The sequence below is a fragment of the Duganella sp. GW822-FHT06D06 genome (assembly GCF_058799615.1).
Window position 1 is genome coordinate 466,823 of record NZ_JBXALQ010000001.1, and the last position, 18,674, is coordinate 485,496.

General features: G+C 66.9%; 17 protein-coding genes. 3 read left to right on the forward strand and 14 right to left on the reverse strand.

Annotated features, from left to right (window positions below; translation table 11 throughout):
- Positions 1-5: 5 nt before the first annotated feature.
- From AC1RMD_RS02160 to AC1RMD_RS02210, 11 genes are all read right to left on the reverse strand, one after another.
- Positions 6-539, reverse strand: coding sequence for a FixH family protein (locus tag AC1RMD_RS02160; protein ID WP_492923197.1), 534 nt, complete (start codon positions 537-539; stop codon positions 6-8).
- A 10-nt stretch (positions 540-549) separates the two neighbouring features.
- A complete protein-coding gene (gene ccoG / locus AC1RMD_RS02165; protein ID WP_492923199.1) occupies positions 550-1,935 on the reverse strand; it encodes a cytochrome c oxidase accessory protein CcoG in 1,386 nt (461 codons plus the stop codon).
- On the reverse strand, positions 1,932-2,885 hold the full coding sequence (gene ccoP / locus AC1RMD_RS02170; RefSeq protein WP_492923201.1) for a cytochrome-c oxidase, cbb3-type subunit III: 954 nt from the start codon (positions 2,883-2,885) through the stop codon (positions 1,932-1,934). Before ccoP ends, ccoG begins: the two co-directional genes overlap by 4 nt.
- Positions 2,878-3,042 carry a cbb3-type cytochrome oxidase subunit 3 gene (locus tag AC1RMD_RS02175; RefSeq protein ID WP_492923203.1) on the reverse strand — a complete coding sequence of 55 codons (165 nt, stop codon included), beginning with the start codon at positions 3,040-3,042 and terminating at the stop codon, positions 2,878-2,880. Before AC1RMD_RS02175 ends, ccoP begins: the two co-directional genes overlap by 8 nt.
- 1 nt (position 3,043) lies before the next feature.
- Positions 3,044-3,658, reverse strand: a complete 615-nt coding sequence (ccoO, locus tag AC1RMD_RS02180; RefSeq protein ID WP_492923205.1) for a cytochrome-c oxidase, cbb3-type subunit II — start codon at positions 3,656-3,658, stop codon at positions 3,044-3,046.
- A gap of 14 nt (positions 3,659-3,672) precedes the next feature.
- Positions 3,673-5,100: a cytochrome-c oxidase, cbb3-type subunit I gene (gene ccoN / locus AC1RMD_RS02185; protein ID WP_492923207.1), complete on the reverse strand. Its 1,428-nt coding sequence runs from the start codon at positions 5,098-5,100 to the stop codon at positions 3,673-3,675.
- 97 nt (positions 5,101-5,197) lie between these two features.
- On the reverse strand, positions 5,198-5,353 hold the full coding sequence (ccoS, locus tag AC1RMD_RS02190) for a cbb3-type cytochrome oxidase assembly protein CcoS (RefSeq protein WP_492923563.1): 156 nt from the start codon (positions 5,351-5,353) through the stop codon (positions 5,198-5,200).
- Positions 5,353-7,854 (reverse strand): heavy metal translocating P-type ATPase, encoded by a 2,502-nt coding sequence (locus AC1RMD_RS02195; RefSeq protein ID WP_492923209.1) that lies wholly within the window; start codon positions 7,852-7,854, stop codon positions 5,353-5,355. Before AC1RMD_RS02195 ends, ccoS begins: the two co-directional genes overlap by 1 nt.
- Positions 7,833-8,594 carry a sulfite exporter TauE/SafE family protein gene (locus AC1RMD_RS02200; protein ID WP_492923211.1) on the reverse strand — a complete coding sequence of 254 codons (762 nt, stop codon included), beginning with the start codon at positions 8,592-8,594 and terminating at the stop codon, positions 7,833-7,835. The genes AC1RMD_RS02195 and AC1RMD_RS02200 overlap by 22 nt, the downstream gene beginning before the upstream one ends.
- On the reverse strand, positions 8,591-10,024 hold the full coding sequence (hemN, locus tag AC1RMD_RS02205) for an oxygen-independent coproporphyrinogen III oxidase (protein WP_492923213.1): 1,434 nt from the start codon (positions 10,022-10,024) through the stop codon (positions 8,591-8,593). Before hemN ends, AC1RMD_RS02200 begins: the two co-directional genes overlap by 4 nt.
- 2 nt (positions 10,025-10,026) lie before the next feature.
- Complete coding sequence (locus AC1RMD_RS02210; RefSeq protein WP_492923215.1) at positions 10,027-11,658, reverse strand: methyl-accepting chemotaxis protein; 1,632 nt, start codon at positions 11,656-11,658, stop codon at positions 10,027-10,029.
- Between the two features lie 150 nt (positions 11,659-11,808).
- Between AC1RMD_RS02210 and AC1RMD_RS02215 the strand changes: the two genes are divergently transcribed.
- Entirely contained in the window at positions 11,809-12,003 is a 195-nt protein-coding gene (locus AC1RMD_RS02215) for a hypothetical protein (protein WP_492923217.1), read from the forward strand.
- Here the strand turns inward: AC1RMD_RS02215 and AC1RMD_RS02220 are convergent.
- A complete protein-coding gene (locus tag AC1RMD_RS02220; RefSeq protein ID WP_492923219.1) occupies positions 12,000-14,078 on the reverse strand; it encodes an EAL domain-containing protein in 2,079 nt (692 codons plus the stop codon). The two genes, AC1RMD_RS02215 and AC1RMD_RS02220, sit on opposite strands and share 4 nt — an antisense overlap.
- Positions 14,079-14,158: 80 nt before the next feature.
- A complete protein-coding gene (locus tag AC1RMD_RS02225; RefSeq protein ID WP_492923221.1) occupies positions 14,159-15,097 on the reverse strand; it encodes a DUF808 domain-containing protein in 939 nt (312 codons plus the stop codon).
- Positions 15,098-15,246: 149 nt separating this feature from the next.
- Here AC1RMD_RS02225 and AC1RMD_RS02230 point away from each other — a divergent pair, with 149 nt between their 5' ends.
- Positions 15,247-15,888 carry a LysE family transporter gene (locus AC1RMD_RS02230; protein ID WP_492923223.1) on the forward strand — a complete coding sequence of 214 codons (642 nt, stop codon included), beginning with the start codon at positions 15,247-15,249 and terminating at the stop codon, positions 15,886-15,888.
- An 88-nt stretch (positions 15,889-15,976) separates the two neighbouring features.
- Positions 15,977-17,917 (forward strand): DUF6600 domain-containing protein, encoded by a 1,941-nt coding sequence (locus tag AC1RMD_RS02235; RefSeq protein ID WP_492923225.1) that lies wholly within the window; start codon positions 15,977-15,979, stop codon positions 17,915-17,917.
- Between the two features lie 263 nt (positions 17,918-18,180).
- On the opposite strand, the gene AC1RMD_RS02240 is transcribed toward AC1RMD_RS02235, so the two are convergent.
- Complete coding sequence (locus AC1RMD_RS02240; RefSeq protein WP_492923227.1) at positions 18,181-18,666, reverse strand: phage regulatory CII family protein; 486 nt, start codon at positions 18,664-18,666, stop codon at positions 18,181-18,183.
- Positions 18,667-18,674 lie beyond the last annotated feature (8 nt).

Consider the following 18,674-nt stretch of genomic DNA (forward strand, 5'->3'; position numbering starts at 1 on the left):
GCCGGCTAGTTGCCGGCGACCTGGGGCAAGTCCGCCTGCAGCGTCACCTGGCGTTGCGCCGGCCAGCTCCACGTGCCGGCCAGGCGCCAGTCGCGCTGCTCGCCTTCGATCAGCACCACCCAGCGGCTGCGTTCCAGCATCGGCAGGTTGATCTGGAATGCGCCGAACTCATCCGGCTGCACCACCAGCTGGATATCCTTCTCCGGCAGCGTCGCATGCGACAGGTGCACGAACAGCCGTTCGGTCTGGCCCTGGTCGCTGGCGGTGCGGCGCAGCTGGCCGTTCAGCGTGCCCTGGGTGGCGTCGTAGCCGATCACCGCCGACAAGCCCAGCGACGACGCCAGGCGGTCGCGCCGCAAGTCCTGGTTGATGGCCTTGCCCTGCTTGTAGTAGTCGCCCACCACCAGCGCGTCCGGGCGCGAGTAGGCCAGCCAGCCGGTGTAGCTGCCGGCCACCACCACCACGGCCGGGCCCAGCATCAACAGCCACGGCCAGCGCTGCTTCCACCACGGCGTTTGCGTCATGATCGATACATTCATCTGCGTCCCCTTAGCGCGGCACGAAAAACACCGCATGTTCCTCTACGTGCAGCGACGGCTGGTCGACTGCGGTCAGTTCGATCTCGATCTTGTTCGAGCCCGGATTGCCGGCGCCGTGCGCGCTGCGCAGGCGGATCGGATAGGCCTTGGTCTCGGTGCCTTCCAGCCGCACCAGGTCCGGCGTCACTTGCGCCAAGCCGGGTATGCCGCTGACGCGGATGCGGTAGGTGTGGGCCTGCTCGGTGGTGTTCATGATCTGCAAGCGGTAGACGTTTTCGATCATGCCCTCTTCCACCTCGCGCCCCATGGCGCCGCGGTCGCGGATCACGTCCAGCTTGAGCGGCGTGCGCAGCCACAGCGCCGTGCCGACCGCGACCACGATCAGCGCCAGGATGGCGGCGTAGATCTGCACCCGCGGGCGCAGCGTGCGCTGGCGGATCTCGGTCGGCGTGTAGTGCATCAGCATCGCGCGCTCGGTGCTGTAGCGGATCAGGCCGCGCGGCTGGTCGATCTTGTCCATCACGCCGTTGCAGGCGTCGACGCAGGCGGCGCAGCCGATGCACTCGTACTGCAAGCCCTTGCGGATGTCGATGCCGGTCGGGCAGACCTGCACGCACAGGCTGCAGTCGATGCAGGAGCCGCCGTTGAGCTCCTCCCGTTTCGACAGCGGCGCGCGCGGTTCGCCGCGCTCGGTGTCGTAGGTGATGATCAGCGTGTCGCGGTCGAACATCGAGCTCTGGAAGCGGGCGTACGGGCACATGTACTTGCACACCTGCTCGCGCAGCCAGCCGGCGTTGCCGTAGGTGGCCAGGCTGTAGAACAGCACCCAGAACCATTCCCACGGGCCGAAGCTCAACGTCAGCACCTCGTTGCCGAGCAATTTGATCGGCGTGAAGTAGCCCACAAAAGTAAAGCCGGTCCACAAGGCCACCGCGCCCCAGGCCAGGTGCTTGCCACCCTTTTTGGCGAACTTGGCGGCCGACGGCGGCTGCCGGTCCAGCGCCATGCGGGCGCTGCGTTTGCCTTCGATCTGGCGTTCTATCCACAGGAAGATTTCGGTATACACCGTTTGCGGACAGGCGAAGCCGCACCACACCCGCCCGGCCACCGCGGTGGCCAGGAACAGCAGATAGGCGCAGATGATCAGCAACGCCGCCAGGTAGATGAAGTCCTGCGGCCACAAGACCAGGCCGAAGATGTAGAACTTGCGGGCCGCCAGGTCGAACAGCAGGGCCTGGCGGCCGTTCCACTGCATCCACGGGGTGCAGTAGAACGCCAGCTGCGTCAGCCAGACACACAGCCAGCGCAGGCGGGCGTAGCGGCCCGAGGTTTCGCGCGGGTAGATTTCCTCGCGCGCCGCATACATCTTGATCACTTGTGGCGCAGGATCGTTCATTTTGCTGCCGTGGCGGTTTCTGTCGCCGCCGCGACTGGTAAGCTGGCAACGTGGCTGACGTCGTTCGACAAGCTCCATACGTAGGCGGCCAGCACATGCACCTTGGCGTCGCCGAGGAAGTCGTCGAAGGCCGGCATGGTGGTGCTGCGGCCCTTGCGGATGGTTTCCATGATGGTCTCGGCGCTGCCGCCGAACAGCCAGATCTTGTCGCTCAGGTTGGGCGCGCCGATGGCCTGGTTGCCGGTGCCGCCGGCGCTGTGGCACGCCATGCAGGCGCCGAACTTGTCCTTGCCGAACACCGCCTTGATCGGATCGGCGGTCGAGCCGGACAGGCTCAGCACGTAGTGGGCGACGTTCTCCACTTCCTTGTCCGAGCCCAGCGCGGCGCCCATCGCCGGCATCACGCCGGTGCGGCCGTGCAGGATGGTTTCCTTGATGGTCTCAGGGGCGCCGCCGAACAGCCAGTCCTTGTCGGCCAGGTTGGGGAAGCCCTTGTTGCCGCGCGCATCCGAACCGTGGCACTGCGCGCAGTAGGTCAGGAACAGGCGTTCGCCGATGGCGTGCGCCTTGGGATCGGCCGCTACCGCCTTCAGGTCCTGCTTCTGGTATTGCGCGAACAGCGGACCGTATTCGGCGTCGGCTTGCTTGAGCTCGGCCTGGTACTGGCCCGAGGATTTCCAGCCCAGCTTGCCGGCGTAGCTGCCCAGGCCCGGATACAGCACCAGGTAGACCAGCGCGAACACGATGGTGATGTAGAACAGCCACATCCACCAGCGCGGCATCGGCGTGTTCAGTTCGCTCAAGTCCTCGTCCCACACGTGGCCGGTGGTTTCGCCGCTCTTGCCCTTGATCTGCGATTGCGAGTACAGCAGGATGCCGCAGCCGGCGATGCCGAGCAGCGTCAGCACCACGATGTACATGTCCCAGAAGCCGTTGGTGAAATCAGCCATGACGGTTCTCCTCGTCGTCGAACGGCAGCTGTGCCGCCTCGGCGAAATCGGCTTCCTTGTTGCGGATGAAGGCCCACCACAGGATGCCGATGAAAGTGATGAAGGAAATCACCGTCATCACGCTGCTGGCGCGGTCAAACAGGTTGTCGATAGCCATGCTAGTTCCTCGTCTTGATTAATGTGCCCAGGCCTTGCAGGTAGGCGATCAGGGCGTCTTCTTCGGTCTTGTCTTTCAGCTCGGCCGGGGCGGCGGCGATCTCGGCGTCGGTGTAGGGATCGCCCAGCCGCTTCAAGGCCTTCATCTTCGGCACGATGCCTTCCGGCGCCAGCGCGGTCTGCGCCAGCCACGGATAGTTCGGCATATTCGATTCCGGCACCACGTCGCGCGGATTGGCCAGGTGGGTGCGGTGCCATTCATCGCTGTAGCGGCCGCCCACGCGCGCCAGGTCGGGCCCGGTGCGCTTGGAACCCCACTGGAACGGCCGGTCGTAGACGAACTCGCCGGCGACCGAGTAGTGGCCGTAGCGTTCGGTCTCGGCGCGGAACGGGCGCACCATCTGCGAGTGGCAGTTGTAGCAGCCTTCGCGCACATAGATGTCGCGGCCGGCCAGGCGCAGCGGCGAGTACGGTTTCAGGCCGGCCACCGGCTCGGTGGTGGACTTCTGGAAGAACAGCGGCACGATCTCGACGGCGCCGCCGACGCTGACCACCAAGGTCACCAGCGCGATCAGCAGCCAGGGGTTTCTCTCGATCCAATCATGTGAAAATTTCATGCTTCGCTCCGATATCAGGCGTGGCCGGCGGCAAGCGCGGGAATGCGCGCCACGGCGGTTTCGCGGTTACGCAAGGTCATCCAGGTGTTGTAGCCCATCACGCACATGCCGCTCAGGTACAGCAGACCGCCGAGGAAGCGCACCACGTAGTACGGGTAGGTGGCTTTGACGCCTTCGACGAAGGTGTAGGTCAGGGTGCCGTCGGGATTGACCGCGCGCCACATCAGGCCCTGCATCACGCCGGCGATCCACATCGCGGCGATGTACAGCACGATGCCGATGGTGGCGACCCAGAAGTGCAGGTCGATCAACTTGGTGCTATACATTTTTTGCTGGCCGGCCAGGCGCGGCAGCAGGTAGTAGATCGAGCCCATGGTGATGAAGCCGACCCAGCCCAGCGCGCCGCCGTGGACGTGGGCGATGCCCCAGTCGGTGTAGTGCGACAGCGCGTTGACGGTCTTGATCGACATCATCGGACCTTCGAAGGTGGCCATGCCGTAGAACGACAGCGAGACGATCATGAACTTCAGGATAGGATCGGTGCGCAGCTTGTGCCAGGCGCCCGACAAGGTCATGATGCCGTTGATCATGCCGCCCCAGCTTGGCGCCAGCAGGATCAGCGAGAACACCATGCCGATCGATTGCGTCCAGTCCGGCAGCGCGGTGTAGTGCAGGTGGTGCGGGCCGGCCCACATATAGGTGAAGATCAGCGCCCAGAAGTGCACGATCGACAAGCGATACGAGTACACCGGACGTTCGGCCTGCTTGGGTATGAAGTAGTAGACCATGCCCAGGTAGCCGGCGGTCAGGATGAAGCCGACCGCGTTGTGGCCGTACCACCACTGGATCATGGCGTCCTGCACCCCCGAGTAGGCGGAGTACGATTTGAACAGCGTGGCCGGCATGCTGGCGGCGTTGACCACGTGCAGCAGGGTGACGGCGATGATGTAGCCGGCGAAGAACCAGTTGGCGACGTAGACGTGCTTGACCTTACGCGTCAGCAGCGTGCCGAAGAACACCACCGCGTAGGCGATCCACACCACCGCGATCAGCAGCGCGATCGGCCATTCCAGCTCGGCGTATTCCTTGCCGCGCGTGAGGCCCAGCGGCAGCGTGACGACGGCGCTGAGGATCACCGCCTGCCAGCCCCAGAAGGTGAAGGCGGCCAGCTTGTCCGAGAACAGCCGCACCTGGCAGGTGCGCTGGACCACGTAGTACGAGGTGGCGAAAAGTCCGCTGATGCCGAACGCAAAGATGACGGCATTGGTATGTAAAGGCCGAAGGCGGCCGTAGGTCAACCATGGAATGTCCAGGTTCAGCGCCGGCCATGCCAGCTGGGCGGCGATGATGACGCCTACCAGCATGCCGACGATACCCCAGACCACGGTGGCGATTGCGAATTGCTTCACAATCTTGTAGTTGTAGTTCTGTGCAAGGTCCACTTGAAGTTCTCCCAAGAACGCTTTGATGATGTGTATCAAAGATTACGTTTGCGAGACTCAAAAATCCTTGATGTGAATCAAAATTTCCCGGATCAAGTCAATCCGGTGGCGGCTTGTCGTCGTCTTGCAGCACGCGCAGCGCCGGGCCGACCAGGTCGTCGAACTGGCCGCCGTCCGAGGCGGAAAAGAAGATCCACAGCGCGGCGAACACCAGCAGCACGCTGAGCGGGATGAGCAGGTACAGCGCTTCCATCATGGACCCCTTCTGAGGCGCAGCGCGTTGGCCACCACCACGGCCGAGCTGAGCGCCATGCCGACCCCGGACAGCCACGGGTTGAGCCAGCCCAGCGCCGCCGCCGGGATCGCCACCGCGTTGTAGACGCTGGCCCAGCCCAGGTTCTGGCGGATCACGCGCATGGTGCGGTCGGCCACGCGGGCGCTGGCGGCCACCGCGTCCAGGCGGCCGCACAGCAGCACCGCGTCCGCATGGGCTTGCGCCAGCGCGGCGCCGGCGCCCATCGCGAACGAGACGTCGGCCGCGCTGAGCACGGCGGCGTCGTTGATGCCGTCGCCCACCATCGCCACCACCGCGCCCTTTTGCTGCAGGCGCTGGACGAAGGCCAGTTTTTCATCGGGCAGGTAGCCGCCGACGGTGGTGTGGATGCCGAGCTGGTCGCCGACCTGGCGCGTCAGCCGTTCGTGGTCGCCGCTGAGCAGCACCACGGTCTTGCCGGCCTGGCGGAAATAATCGACCGTGGCCTGGGCGTCCGGCCGCAGGGCGTCGTGCAGGTGGAAACAGGCCAGCCACTGGCCGTCGACGCCGAGGTAGACCGGGGTCACGCCGCCGCCGGTGTCGTGCGGCGGCGCCGCGCCGCTGAGCTCGGCGACGAAGCTGGCGCTGCCGAGCCGGTACAGGCGGTTGTGCAGCACGCCTTCGACGCCGCGGCCGGGGGCTTCGACCGCCACCACCGGCTGCCAGTCGGCGCGCGCGCCGCCCTGGGCCGCCGCCGCCGCGTTGACGATGGCGCGCGCCAGCGGGTGGGCGCTGCCGGCGTCCAGCGCGGCCGCCACCTGCAGGCAGAAGTCGGGTTGCATCAGAGCCAGCTGCTGGATTTCCTGCAGCATCGGTTTGCCGTAGGTCAGCGTGCCGGTCTTGTCGAACACCACGTGGGTGGCGCGGTGCAGCGTTTCCAGCGTTTGCGGGCCGGTGATCAATACGCCTTGCCGCAGCAGGCGGTCGGTGGCGGCGGCCAGCGCGGTCGGCGTGGCCAGCGACAGCGCGCACGGGCAGGACACCACCAGCACCGCGATCGCGATCGGCCAGGCGCGGGTGGCGCTGTCGCCGTCCAGCCAGAACCAGAAGCCGAAGGTCAGCAGCGCGAACAGCAGCAGCGCCAGCACGAACCAGCCGGCCACCTGGTCGGCCCATTGCGCGATGCGCGGCTTGTCGCGGCCGGCGCGGTCGATCAGCTTGACCAGCTGGGACATGGTGCTGTCGAGCGCCAGCCGGGTCACGCGCGCGCGGATCACGGCGCCGGCGTTGATGGCGCCGCCCGGCAGCGCGTCGCCGACGTCCTTGGCCACCGGCGCGCTTTCGCCGCTCAGCAGCGACAGGTCGAGCACGGTGCGGCCGTCGAGGATGACGCAGTCGGCCGCCACCGCCTCGCCCGGCTTGATCATGATGACGTCGTCCACCGCCAGCGCGGCGGCCTTGACCAGGGTGGCCGCGTGGCTGTCCGGGTAGTCGGCCAGCAGCGTGGCCGAGGCCGGCAACGCGTGCTGCAGGCGCTCCAGCGCGGCGCCGGCCTTGCGGCGCGCGCGCAACTCCAGGTAGCGGCTGCACAACAGCAGGAAGATGAACATCGTCACCGAATCGAAATACACTTCGCCCTGGCCGCGCACGGTGGCCGCCACGCTGCCGCCGAACGCGGCGGCGATGCCCAGCGCCACCGGCACGTCCATGCCCGGCGCGCGCGCGCGCAGGCTGGCCCAGGCGCCGCGCCAGAACGGCTGCGCCGAATAGCAGATCGCCGGCAAGGTCAGCAGCAGGCTGGCCCAGCGCATCAGCGCGGCCATGCTGTCGTCCAGCGTGCCGGACTCGGCCAGGTAGGCCGGCGCCACGTACATCATCACCTGCATCATCGACAGGCCGGCCACGAACAGCTGGCGGCCCAGGGTCTTGGCGGCCTTGCGCTGCTGCTCGCCGTGGCGCAGGGCGTCGTAGGGATAGGCGGCGTAGCCGATCGCGTGCAGCGCGGCCAGGATGTCGCCGGGCTGGCAGGCGTCCTGGCGCCAGCGCACGTACAGGCGCTCGGTGGCGACGTTGAGCTGGGCGCTGTCGATGCCGGGCAGCTTGGCCAGCCGTTGCTCGATCAGCCACACGCAGGCGGCGCAGCGGATGCCTTCGACCGCCAGCGTGGTTTCGCGGCTGTCTTCGTCGAGGGCGAAGCGCGGGTCGGCGTTGTCGTACAGGCGCAGCTCCGGCGGCAGCATGTCGGCGCCCTCGGCGCTGGCGGCGAAGGCGGAGCGTTCGCGGTAGTAGGATTGCTGGCCCAGGTCGACGATGGTTTGCGCCACCGCCGCGCAGCCGGGGCAGCACATGGTGTGCGCGGCGCCCTCGATGCGCACGGTCCAGGCCGGATTGACGGCGGCCGGCAGCGGCAGCCCGCAGTGGTAGCAGATGCCGGCGTCGGCACGGGCGCTTCCGTTCGCGCCTGGCGGCGCGACGCTGCCTATTGATGTGGTGTCAGGCATAGGGTATCCATCCAGTCGGGAGCGATGCCGCCGGCCGCGCGCGCCAGGCCCAGCACGCCGAAGGCCAGCACCAGCAAGCCGCAGGCGACGCGCACGCGGCGTTGTTGCAGCGCGCGTTGCAGGCGCGCGCCTATCAGGCCGAGGCCGGTCAGCATCGGCAGCGTGCCCAGGCCGAAGGCCAGCATGACGGCGGCGCCGTCGCCGGCCGAGCCGCTCAGCATCGCGGTCAGCAGTACGCTGTAGACCATGCCGCACGGCAGCCAGCCCCACAGCAGGCCGAGCGCGAAAGCCTGGTGCGGGCGGGTGGCCGGCATCAGCGCTGTCATCATCGGCGCGATCACCGGCTGCGCGCGCCGCCACAGCACGCGCCCGCCCTGCTCCAGCACGGCCAGGCCGCGCCAGGCGTCCATCAGGTACAGGCCCAGCGCCACCAGCATCAGGTTGGCCAGCCAGTAGAAGCCCAGCTGCAGCCCGGCCAGCGAGGCGATGCTGCGCGCGCCGCCGGCCAGGCCGCCCGCCAGCGCGCCGGCCGCCATGTAGCTGGCGATGCGGCCGGCGTTGTACGCCAGCACGCGCGGCAAGGCGCTGGTGCTGGCGATGACGGCGATCGGTATCACGTTGCGCGGCAGCGGCGCGGTGCTCACCGACAGCGCGCCGACGATGCCGCCGCACATGCCGATGCAGTGGACGCTGCCCGCCAGCCCCACCACCATCACCGGCAATAGCTGCAGGGCGTTCATATCGTCTTCGAGTAGCGCAGCGGCTGTGGGCCGTCGGCGCGCGGCAGGTTCAGGTAGCGGTCGAACACCATGCAGAGATTGCGTATCAGCAGGCGCCCTTTCGGCGTCACGGTGATCCATTCCGGATCGACCTCCAGCAGGCCGTCGTCCTCGAAGGCGCGCAGCTTTTCCAGCTCGGTCGCGAAGTACTGCTGGAAGCGGATCGGATAGGCCTGCTCGATGGAGGCGATCGACAATTCGAAATTGCACATCAGCTTTTGGATCACGATGCGGCGCAGCAGGTCGTCGGTGTCGAGCTTGATGCCGCGCGTGACCGGCAGCCTGCCTTCGTCCAGCTTTTCGTAGTAGGCCTCCAGCGTTTTCTCGTTCTGGCTGTAGGTGGCGCCGACCGCGCTGATGGCCGACACGCCGCAGGAAATCAGCTCGGCCTCGGCGCGCGTCGAATAGCCCTGGAAGTTGCGCTGCAAACGGCCCTGGCGCTGCGCCACCGCCAGCTCGTCTTCCGGCTTGGCGAAATGGTCCATGCCGATGTAGACGTAGCCGGCCGCGCACAAGCGGCGGATGCACAGCGCCAGCAAGTCCAGCTTGACGGCCGGCGTCGGCAGGTCGGCGTCGGCGATGCGGCGCTGCGGCTTGAACAGGTGCGGCATGTGCGCGTAGTTGTACAGCGCGATGCGGTCGGGGTTGGCGGCGATCACCTTGTCCAGCGTCTGCTCCATGCTGGCCATGCTCTGCTTCGGCAGGCCGTAGATCAGGTCGATGCTGATGGAGCGGAAACCGGCGTCGCGCGCGGCGTCCATCACGGCGCGGGTTTCCGCCTCCGGCTGGATGCGGTTGACCGCCTTCTGCACCTCGGGATCGAAATCCTGCACGCCCAGGCTGATGCGGTTGAAGCCTTGCGCGCGCAGCGAGCGCACGCGGTCGACGCTGACGGTGCGCGGGTCGATCTCGATCGAATACTCGCCCTGGGCGTCCGGCGCGAACTGGAAGTTGGCGTGCAGGTGGGCCATCAGGTCGCCCATCTGGCGGTCGCTCAGGTAGGTCGGCGTGCCGCCGCCGAAGTGCAGCTGCTCGATCTGGCCCATGCCGGCGAACAGGCGGCCCTGCATGTCGATCTCCTGCTTCAGGTAGCCGAGGTAGGTGGCGGCCTTGCTGTGGTCCTTGGTGACGATCTTGTTGCAGCCGCAGTAGTAGCAGACGGTGTCGCAGAACGGGATGTGGATGTACAAGGACAGCGGCCGCTGGCTGCGGCGCATGCGCAGGCCGGCCACCGCCTCCAGGAACTGGCCGTAGCCGAAGTCCGGCTGGAAGCGGTCGGCGGTGGGATACGAGGTGTAGCGCGGGCCCGATTGGCTCAGCTTGCCGATGATGGCGGCGTCGAATTCGACGTTGGGGAAGGCGCCGCCGGCGTGGTTCTCAATGGTGTTCATGTTCAGGCCGCGAGTCGTTTCATGGTTTGTGGTTGGCGAACTGGCGCGCGCAGCGGGCGCACCTTGCGGCTGCCGCCGAATTTGAACAGGCTGACCGCCTGCGTCAGGCCGCCCGCCTCCAGCGCCAGGCTGGCGGTGGCGGCGGCCGCCTCTTCGACCAGGGCGGCGTTCTGCTGCGTGACCTGGTCCAGGTGGGCGATGGCGGCGTTGACCTGGTCGACGCCGATGCTCTGCTCGTGCGAGGCCACCGAGATGTCGTGCATGATGGACGTCACCTGCTGCACCGAGGTCACCACTTCCTTCATGGTGGCGCCGGCGCGGTCGACCTGCAGCATGCCGGCGCTGACCTTGCCGACCGAGATGTTGATCAGGTGCTTGATGTCCTTGGCGGCGGTGGCGCTGCGCTGGGCCAGGTTGCGCACCTCGCCGGCGACGACCGCGAAACCGCGTCCCTGTTCGCCGGCGCGGGCCGCTTCGACCGCCGCGTTCAGCGCCAGGATGTTGGTCTGGAAGGCGATCCCCTCGATCAGGCCGATGATGTCGACGATCTTGCGCGAGGAGGTGTTGATCTCGTCCATGGTGGCGATGACGTCGGCGACGATTTCGCCGCCCTGCAGCGCGACGTTGGAAGCGTTCAGCGCCAGCTGGTTGGCTTGCGCCGAGTTGTCGGCGTTCTGCTTGACGGTGGCCGAGAACTGCTCGACGCTGGAGGCGGTCTCCTCCAGGCTGGCGGCCTGCGCCTCGGTGCGGCCGGACAGGTCGGCGTTGCCGGCGGCGATCTGGCGGGTGGCCACGGCCATCGTCTCGACGTTGGTGCGGACGTCGCGGATGGTGGCGATCAGGTTGCTGTTCATTTGCTGCAAGGCGCGCAGCAGCTGGCCCACTTCGTCGGTGGACTCGGTGTCGAACGAGCAGGACAGGTCGCCGGCGGCGATCGAGCGGGCGCCGTGCAGTGCGCGCTCCAGCGGTTTCAGCACCGAGGAGCGGATGGTGTACCACAGGAAGACGTTGATCAACAGGCCGACGAAGGTGGTGCCGAAGATGGCGTAGCTGTTGCCGCCGCCGCCCATCAGCGCGGCCGCGCAGACGATCACCTGCAGCACGTTGACCACGCTGGTGGCCAGCCAGATGCGCATCGCCAGCGACACATGGCTCAGGCGCGACAGCAGCGTGCCGGCGCCGGAACGGATCACCTGGCCGTTCTTGATGCGGATGCCGTGCTTGCCGCCTTCGCGGATGGCGCGGTAGGCTAGTTCGGCGTTGTCGATCTGTTCGCGCGTGGGCTTGACCCGCACCGACATGTAGCCGGTGGTCTGGCCGCTTTCGCGGATCGGTGTGATGTTGGCGCGCACCCAGTAAAAGTCGCCGTTCTTGCAACGGTTCTTGACGATGCCGGTCCACGGCATGCCGCCCTTGATGGAGTCCCACAGGTCGGCGAAGGCTTCGGCCGGCATGTCCGGATGGCGCACGATGTTTTGCGGCGCGCCCAGCAGCTCCGCCTCGCTGAATCCGCTAACTTGTGTGAAATAGGGATTTACATAGACAATGTTGCCACTTAAGTCAGTTTTTGAGACGATGGCCTGGTCGTCCAAGACTTCTATTTCACGGTTGCTAACGGGCTGGTTGTTGCGCATGTTGGGGCTCCGATCGAATAATTGCTCTATCGCAATTGATCCGATCAGTTTACGTAGTCCGACGCGCAATTTTATTGATGTGGATCAAAATTCCCCGGATTGGGATAGCCAGGGAAATCATGGAACTGCGGCGCCCTATAGGAATTTTTGATGCCGGCATCGGCAGCTACGCCATCGTCGAACGCGTGCGGGCGGCCGCAGGACATCGTGTATTTCGCCGAGCGCGCCAGTTTTCCCCACGGCGCGCAGACGCCGCCGCGGTTGCTGAACGCGGTGGTAAGTGCTACCGAATATTTGCGGGCCCATGCCGACGCCCATCGCGGCGAGGCCGGGCTGGCCGCCTAGGCGGTCAAGGGGCGCAGCGTGCCGACCGCGTAGCCCTGGGCGTAGTCCAGGCCCAGCTCGCGCACCACGGCCAGGGTCGGCTCGTCCTCGACGTATTCGGCCACGGTGCAGATGCCCATCACGTGGCCGACCTCGTTGATGGCCTTGACCATGGCGCGGTTGATGGCGTTGTTGGCGATGTCGCGGATGAACACGCCGTCGATCTTGAGGTAGTCCACCGGCAGCGCCTTCAGGTAGGCGAACGAGGACAGGCCGCTGCCGAAGTCGTCCAGCGAAAAGCGGCAGCCCAGCGCCTTCAGCCCGGCCATGAAATCCTGCGCCTTGATCAGGTTGGCGATCACGGCGGTCTCGGTGATCTCAAAGCAGATCTGCTCGGGCGCGATGCCGTGTTCGGCGAACTGGTCGATGATGTAGTCGTGCAGCCCCTCGTCGCTCAGCGAGCTGCCCGACAGGTTGACCGAGTACTGGGCCGGCTCCGGCGGCCGGTCCCCCTGCTCAGCGCGGGTGCGCTGCACGTAGCGGCAGACGGCGCGTATCACCCAGCGGTCGATCGCCGTCATCATGTCGTAGCGCTCGGCGGCGGGGATGAAGGCGCCCGGCAGTATCAGCTCGCCCCTGGCCGGCTGGATGCGGATCAGCACTTCGTCGTGCTTTTCCTGGTGCAGGCCGAGGCCGACGATGGGCTGGGCGTACAGCCGGAAGTACTGGTGCTCGAAGGCTTCGTTCAGGCGCGACACCCATTGCATCTCGCCCTGGCGGCGCGCCAGCCGCAAGTCCGAATCCTGGTACAGGTGCACGCGGTTGCGGCCGCGCTCCTTGGCCAGGTAGCAGGCCTGGTCGGCGGCGATCAGCAGCTCGGTCATGGACTTGCTGTGGTGGTTGATCTCGACCAGGCCGATGCTCACGCCCAGCTCGAAGGTGTGGTGGTCCCACACGAAGCGGAAATTCTTGATCGATTGGCGCAGCTGGTCGGCGATCAGCAGCGCCTGGTCGGGCGGGCAGTGCGGCAGCAGCACGCCCAGCTCGTCGCCGCCGAGGCGGGCCAGGATGTCGCTGTCGCGCATCTGGGTCTGCAGCATCTTGGCCAGCAGTTGCAGCAGCAGGTCGCCGGCGGTGTGGCCGCAGGTGTCGTTGACGATCTTGAACTGGTCCAGGTCCATGTACAGCAGCGCGTGCACATGGTTTTCTTCCTTGGCCGTGTGCAGCGCGGCGGCGGTCTGCACTTCGAATTCGCGCCGGTTGATCAGGCCGGTGAGCGTGTCGTGGCTGGCGTTCCACGACAGCTGCTTGCTGAGCTTGCGCTCGTGGCTGACGTCGCGGAACACCACCACCGCGCCCAGCAGTTCGCCGGTGTCGGACCAGATCGGCGCGGCCGATTCCTCGACCGCGATGTGGCGGCCCTCGCGCGTGACCAGCTGGTTTTGCGACGACATGCCGATCGCCTGCCGCAGCCGCAGGCATTGCAGCGCCGCGTGTTCCGGGATGGGCGAACCGGCGTCGTCGATCAGCTTGAGCGTGGCGGAGATGTGCAGGCCGCGCGCCTGCTCCAAGGTCCAGCCGGTCAGCTGTTCGGCGATGTAGTTCAGGTAGTCGGTTTTGCCGTCGGCGTTGGTGGTGATCACGCCCTCGCCGATCGAGCGCAGCGTGACGGCGGCCAGCTCGCGCTGGCGCGCCGTGGCCTGTTCGTTGTCCTTGCGCTCGGTGATGTCCCAGACGATGCCCAGCGTGCCGACCGGCGCCTGCAGTTCGTCGCAGAACACGTGGGCCTTGGCGGCCAGCCAGTGGCGGCTGCCGTCCGGCCACCGCACCCGGTACTCGACTTCATAGCCGGTGCAGCGGTCGACCGCGCTCTGCATGGTTTCCAGCAGTTGGTCGCGGTCTTCGGGATCGACGGAGAGTAAAAAAATGGAGAACGGCTGCGTCAGGTCGCCGGCCGGCAAGCCCAGCAGGCTGGTGCCGGCGCCCATCCACTTGACGGTGCTGTCGATGACCTTGCCTCCCGACAGCTCGGAATCCCAGATCATCATCCGCGCCGCGTCCAGCGCCATGCGCAGATGTCGCTGCAGTTTCTCCATACGCTATCTCCTTTGCCATTTGAGCGCAAAGGCGGCAGGGAGTTCCGTGGTTGGTGAAGTTTTTTTGCGGCGCGCCTGGACTATTTTTTCTGTTTAAATAGTTTTAATAGTTTTCCACCCAGCGTCACCAGCGCCAGGGCCAGCGCGCCGGCGACCACGCCGGCCAGCGCGTCCAAGGTGACTGGCGTGGCCCAGGCCAGCAGCGGCCCCACCGTCGGCACCGTGGCGACCGCTTCGGCGGCGTGGTGGATCAGGTCGTGGGCGCCGGGCAGGCCGTGGGTCAGGATGCCGCCGCCGACCATGAACATGGCCGCCGTGCCCACCACCGACAACAGCTTCATCAGCTTGGGCGCCGCCGCCAGCAGCAACCGGCCCAGCGCGCGCACCGCGCTGCCGCCGCGCTGGCTCAGGTAGAGGCCGGCGTCGTCCATCTTGACGATGCCGGCCACGATGCCGTACACGCCCACCGTCATCACCAGCGCGATGCCGACCACCACCGTCACCTGCTGCAGGAAGCTGGCCCCGGCCACCGTGCCCAGCGCGATGACGATGATCTCGGCCGAGAGGATGAAGTCGGTGCGGATCGCGCCCTGGATCTTGTCCTTTTCCAGCGCCACCAGGTCGACGTCCGGATCGCTGACGGCGTCGGCCAGTTCGCCCAGGTGCTGGTCGACCTCGTCCTTGTGCAGCACGTTGTGGGCGATTTTCTCGAAGCCTTCGTAGCACAGGTACAGGCCGCCGATCATCAGCAGCGGCGTGATGCCCCACGGCGCGAACGCGCTGATCGCCAGCGCGGCCGGCACCAGGATGGCCTTGTTCTTCAGCGAACCGACCGCCACCGCCCATACCACCGGCAGTTCGCGGTCGGCGCGCACGCCGGCCACCTGCTGAGCGTTCAGCGCCAGGTCGTCGCCGAGCACGCCGGCGGTTTTCTTGGCCGCCATCTTGCTCATCAGGGCGACGTCGTCGAGGATGGTGGCGATGTCGTCGATCAGCGCCAGCAGGCTGGTGCCGGCCATTAGCGGTGCTCCGGTGGAGGTTGTGTCATATCGGTTCCTTGGTTGATCAGCAATATTAACCGATGACGGGCCAGGCGGCGAGCCGCCAACGCCGCTACAATGTACTTTGCCCCGCAGCACGGTGCTGCGGCTGACCGCACGGGACTATCATGAGCTTCGCCACCTGGATCACCTTTTTCATCGCCGCCTGCATCATCGCCGTCTCGCCCGGCTCGGGCGCGGTGTTGTCGATGTCGCACGGCCTGTCGTTCGGCGTGCGCCGCACCACCGCCACCATCCTCGGCCTGCAGAGCGGTTTGATGATGATTTTCTTCATCGCCGGCGCCGGCGTCGGCTCGCTGCTGCTGGCCTCGGAAGTGGCGTTCAGCGTGGTCAAGACGGTCGGCGCGCTGTACCTGATCTACCTGGGCCTGAGCCAGTGGCGCGCCAAGGTCAGCGTCAGCAGCCGGCAGGAACGCGCCGAGGTGATGGTGCCGAGCGCGCAAAAACGCTTCCTGACCGGTTTCCTGACCAACGCCACCAATCCCAAGGGCATTATCTTCATGGTGGCGGTGTTGCCGCAGTTTATAACCCAGGGTTCGCCGCTGCTGCCGCAACTGCTGATTTTGGCCGCCACCATGTGCTGCATCGACCTGGTGGTGATGCACAGCTACGCTTTCCTGGCCTCGTCCATGCAGCGCTATTTCCGCGACGCCGGCGCCGTCAAGCAGCAGAACCGGGTGTTCGGCGGCTTGCTGATGGCGGTCGGCGCGGCCTTGTTCTTCGTCAAACGGGGCGGCGCAAGTACCTGATTTGCTTGCGATGTGTAACGCGGTGTAAGCCCTGTAGTCGAATCGCTCGCTGCGGCGTTAAATGATAAATATACAAGGAGACGCCGCCATGAGCCGCAAGTTGATTCAAATCGCCGTGCTGGCCGCCCTGGCCGGCTTCGGTTCGTTCGCGCTGGCGGACCCGCCCGCCATGGTCGGCCGTATTTCCGCGGTGCAGGGCCAGGTCACCTTGGTCGGCGACGACGAGCCCATGGCCGCATCGCTGAACTGGCCGGTGACCGGCGCCAGCCACCTGACCACCGCCGGCGGCGCCCGCACCGAATTCCGCGTCGGCTCGACGGCGGTGCGTCTGGATGGCGATTCCGACCTGGAAATCATCGACCTGGACGACGACCTGCTGCGGCTGCGCCTGAATTACGGCAGCGTCAGCATCCGGGTGCGCAACCCGGAGCTGCTGCGCGATTTCGAACTGAGCACGCCGCAAGCGCGCGTCACCCTGCTCGAACCCGGCCTGGTGCGGATCGACGCCGAGCGCGTCGCCGACACCAGCCAGATCGGCGTGCTGGCCGGCAGCGCGCGGGTGGACGGCGCCGGTTCGTCGGTGACGGTCAGCCCCGGCCGCCTTGTCGAGGTCAGCAGCGTGGATCTCCGCACCAGCGCGGCGCGACGCGACGGCTTCGATGTCTGGTCCGACGAGCGCGACCGCGCCGCCGAGGCCTCGGTGAGCAGCCGTTTTGTCTCCACCGGCATGACCGGCTACGAGGAACTGGACCGCAACGGCAGCTGGACCGAGAGCGTCGAGTACGGCGCGCTGTGGACCCCGCGCAATGTGGCGATCGACTGGGCGCCCTACCGCGACGGCCGCTGGATCTGGCTGGCGCCGTGGGGCTGGACCTGGGTCGACAACGCGCCGTGGGGCTACGCGCCCTCGCATTACGGCCGCTGGGTGATGGTCAACCGCCGCTGGTGCTGGGCGCCGGGACGCTCCGCCGGGCGTCCGGTGTGGGCGCCGGCGCTGGTGGGCTGGGTCGGCGGCGAGCATTTCGCGCGCGACCATCGTCCCGGCCTGGGCTGGTTCCCGCTGTCGCCGCGCGAGCGCTACGTGCCGAATTACCGGGTGTCGTCCGATCACGAGCGGCGCCTGAGCTGGTCCCACAACGGCAAGTCTTTCGAGCCGCGCACGAGCGTGCCCGGCCACGTGGACCGGCGCGACGGCCTGACCGTGCTGCCGCGCGATCAGTTTGAAGGGCGCCATCGCAGCGTGCAGGTGCCGCGCGGCCAGCAGGCGATACCGGCGGCCAACCTGGCGGCGAGCGCCGCGCCGGTGGCGCCGCCGCAGCCGTCCGTCGCGCGCACGCTGGACACCAACCGCCGCGGCTGGCAAGACCGCGACCATGACGGCCGCCCGGATCGTCCGTCGCGGGTGTTGACCGCGCCGTCGGTGCCGCAACCGGCCTCCGTGCAGCCGGGCCGGACGCAGACCACGACCTTGGCGCCAGGCCAGTTCGGCCATCCGGACGCGCCGCCGCAAACCATCCAGCCGGGCGATGTGCGCATCGATGTGCGGACGCACGGCCGGCCGGGCCAGGCGCCGGGCACGCCGCATATCCAGCAAGCCAATCCGGTGCTGGCGCCGGCACCGACCATCCAGCAGGCCAATCCGCCGATCGCGGTGACGCCGAATCTCCAGAAAGCCAATCCGCCGATCACGGCGGCGCCGGTGGCGGCGCCCACCGTGCCGACGCCGTTCCCGGCCAACCGCGAACGCTACGAACGCGACAGGGATAGGGATGAGAATCGCCGTCCGTACCGGCAGCAGGAAGAACGGCGCCCGGTGCCGCAGCCTCAGCAGCAGACGCAGCCGCAAGCCCAGCCGCCGCAGGCGCAGCAGCCGCCGATGCAGCCGCCGCGCCAGCAGCCGCAAGCGCAGCCACAGGCTCAGCCGCAAGCCCAGCCGCAACAACGGGAAAACCGCGACAACGGCCGCGACAAGCAGCAGGAGCGCCGCAAGGAGGACCGCGGCGACAGCCGGCATCAGAACCGCGAGTAACCGCCTGATCCGGGAAATAGGTCGTTCAGGGAGCCAAAACAGCAGTTCATCACATTCGGATGGACTTTGTCTGTTGCAATGTATAACGTTGCAATATTGATAAACCCGGTGGGAAGCGTGAGAACAAGGATGGCAGCATCCGCCACGCAGGATCGTCGAGACTGTCCCCCTTTGCCCCAACTATTTTCCGGATTTTTCCCAATTTCCGATCAGAGAATAGTTTTTGCCAGCCCTCGGGCTGGCTTTTTTTTGGGCGCGACTTTTTATCGTTGCTCCGCCTTCAGGCGCAACCGCGCCCGCCATTCGCCCAGCGCCGACAGCGCGCCCTGGAATTCGCGTTCGATCAGGTCGGCCTCGGCCGCCGTGACCTTGCCGTCCATCAGCGCGGTCGACACCGCCTCCGCCACCGCCCCCACCTGGCTCATCACCTTGCACACGGTCTGCGACAGGTCGTCGTCGCCGATGTTGGCCGGGGTCGGCACGACGAAGGCCGCCATGCCGTGCCGCACCAGCAGCGCGTGCAGCGGCAGGTGGGCGTCGGCCACGCCGGCGCGGTGGCACAGGTCCACCACCGCCGAGACTTCCTCGAACGAGGGGTAGTGCGAGGCGATGGTCGGCGCCAGCTTGTTGCGCAGCACGTTGACCGAGATGCCCATCGCCTGCGCCAGCGCGTCGATGCCGCCGGGGTAGCTGCGCGCCACTTTGTAGAGCGCGTCGTGTTGATTCATGTCCAGATATTTGCGTGTCATGGTGAAGC

Bases quoted from the DNA above. Each gene is read 5' to 3' on its own strand.
- AC1RMD_RS02195 (WP_492923209.1), bottom strand. From the start codon at position 7,854: ATGCCTGACACCACATCAATAGGCAGCGTCGCGCCGCCAGGCGCGAAC.
- AC1RMD_RS02240 (WP_492923227.1), bottom strand. From the start codon at position 18,666: ATGACACGCAAATATCTGGACATGAATCAACACGACGCGCTCTACAAA.
- AC1RMD_RS02225 (WP_492923221.1), bottom strand. From the start codon at position 15,097: ATGGCCGGCACCAGCCTGCTGGCGCTGATCGACGACATCGCCACCATC.
- ccoO (WP_492923205.1), bottom strand. From the start codon at position 3,658: ATGAAATTTTCACATGATTGGATCGAGAGAAACCCCTGGCTGCTGATC.
- ccoS (WP_492923563.1), bottom strand. From the start codon at position 5,353: ATGGAAGCGCTGTACCTGCTCATCCCGCTCAGCGTGCTGCTGGTGTTC.
- ccoG (WP_492923199.1), bottom strand. From the start codon at position 1,935: ATGAACGATCCTGCGCCACAAGTGATCAAGATGTATGCGGCGCGCGAG.
- AC1RMD_RS02235 (WP_492923225.1), top strand. From the start codon at position 15,977: ATGAGCCGCAAGTTGATTCAAATCGCCGTGCTGGCCGCCCTGGCCGGC.
- AC1RMD_RS02215 (WP_492923217.1), top strand. From the start codon at position 11,809: ATGCCGGCATCGGCAGCTACGCCATCGTCGAACGCGTGCGGGCGGCCG.
- hemN (WP_492923213.1), bottom strand. From the start codon at position 10,024: ATGAACACCATTGAGAACCACGCCGGCGGCGCCTTCCCCAACGTCGAA.
- AC1RMD_RS02160 (WP_492923197.1), bottom strand. From the start codon at position 539: ATGAATGTATCGATCATGACGCAAACGCCGTGGTGGAAGCAGCGCTGG.
- AC1RMD_RS02175 (WP_492923203.1), bottom strand. From the start codon at position 3,042: ATGGCTATCGACAACCTGTTTGACCGCGCCAGCAGCGTGATGACGGTG.
- AC1RMD_RS02220 (WP_492923219.1), bottom strand. From the start codon at position 14,078: ATGGAGAAACTGCAGCGACATCTGCGCATGGCGCTGGACGCGGCGCGG.
- AC1RMD_RS02210 (WP_492923215.1), bottom strand. From the start codon at position 11,658: ATGCGCAACAACCAGCCCGTTAGCAACCGTGAAATAGAAGTCTTGGAC.
- ccoP (WP_492923201.1), bottom strand. From the start codon at position 2,885: ATGGCTGATTTCACCAACGGCTTCTGGGACATGTACATCGTGGTGCTG.
- AC1RMD_RS02230 (WP_492923223.1), top strand. From the start codon at position 15,247: ATGAGCTTCGCCACCTGGATCACCTTTTTCATCGCCGCCTGCATCATC.
- AC1RMD_RS02200 (WP_492923211.1), bottom strand. From the start codon at position 8,594: ATGAACGCCCTGCAGCTATTGCCGGTGATGGTGGTGGGGCTGGCGGGC.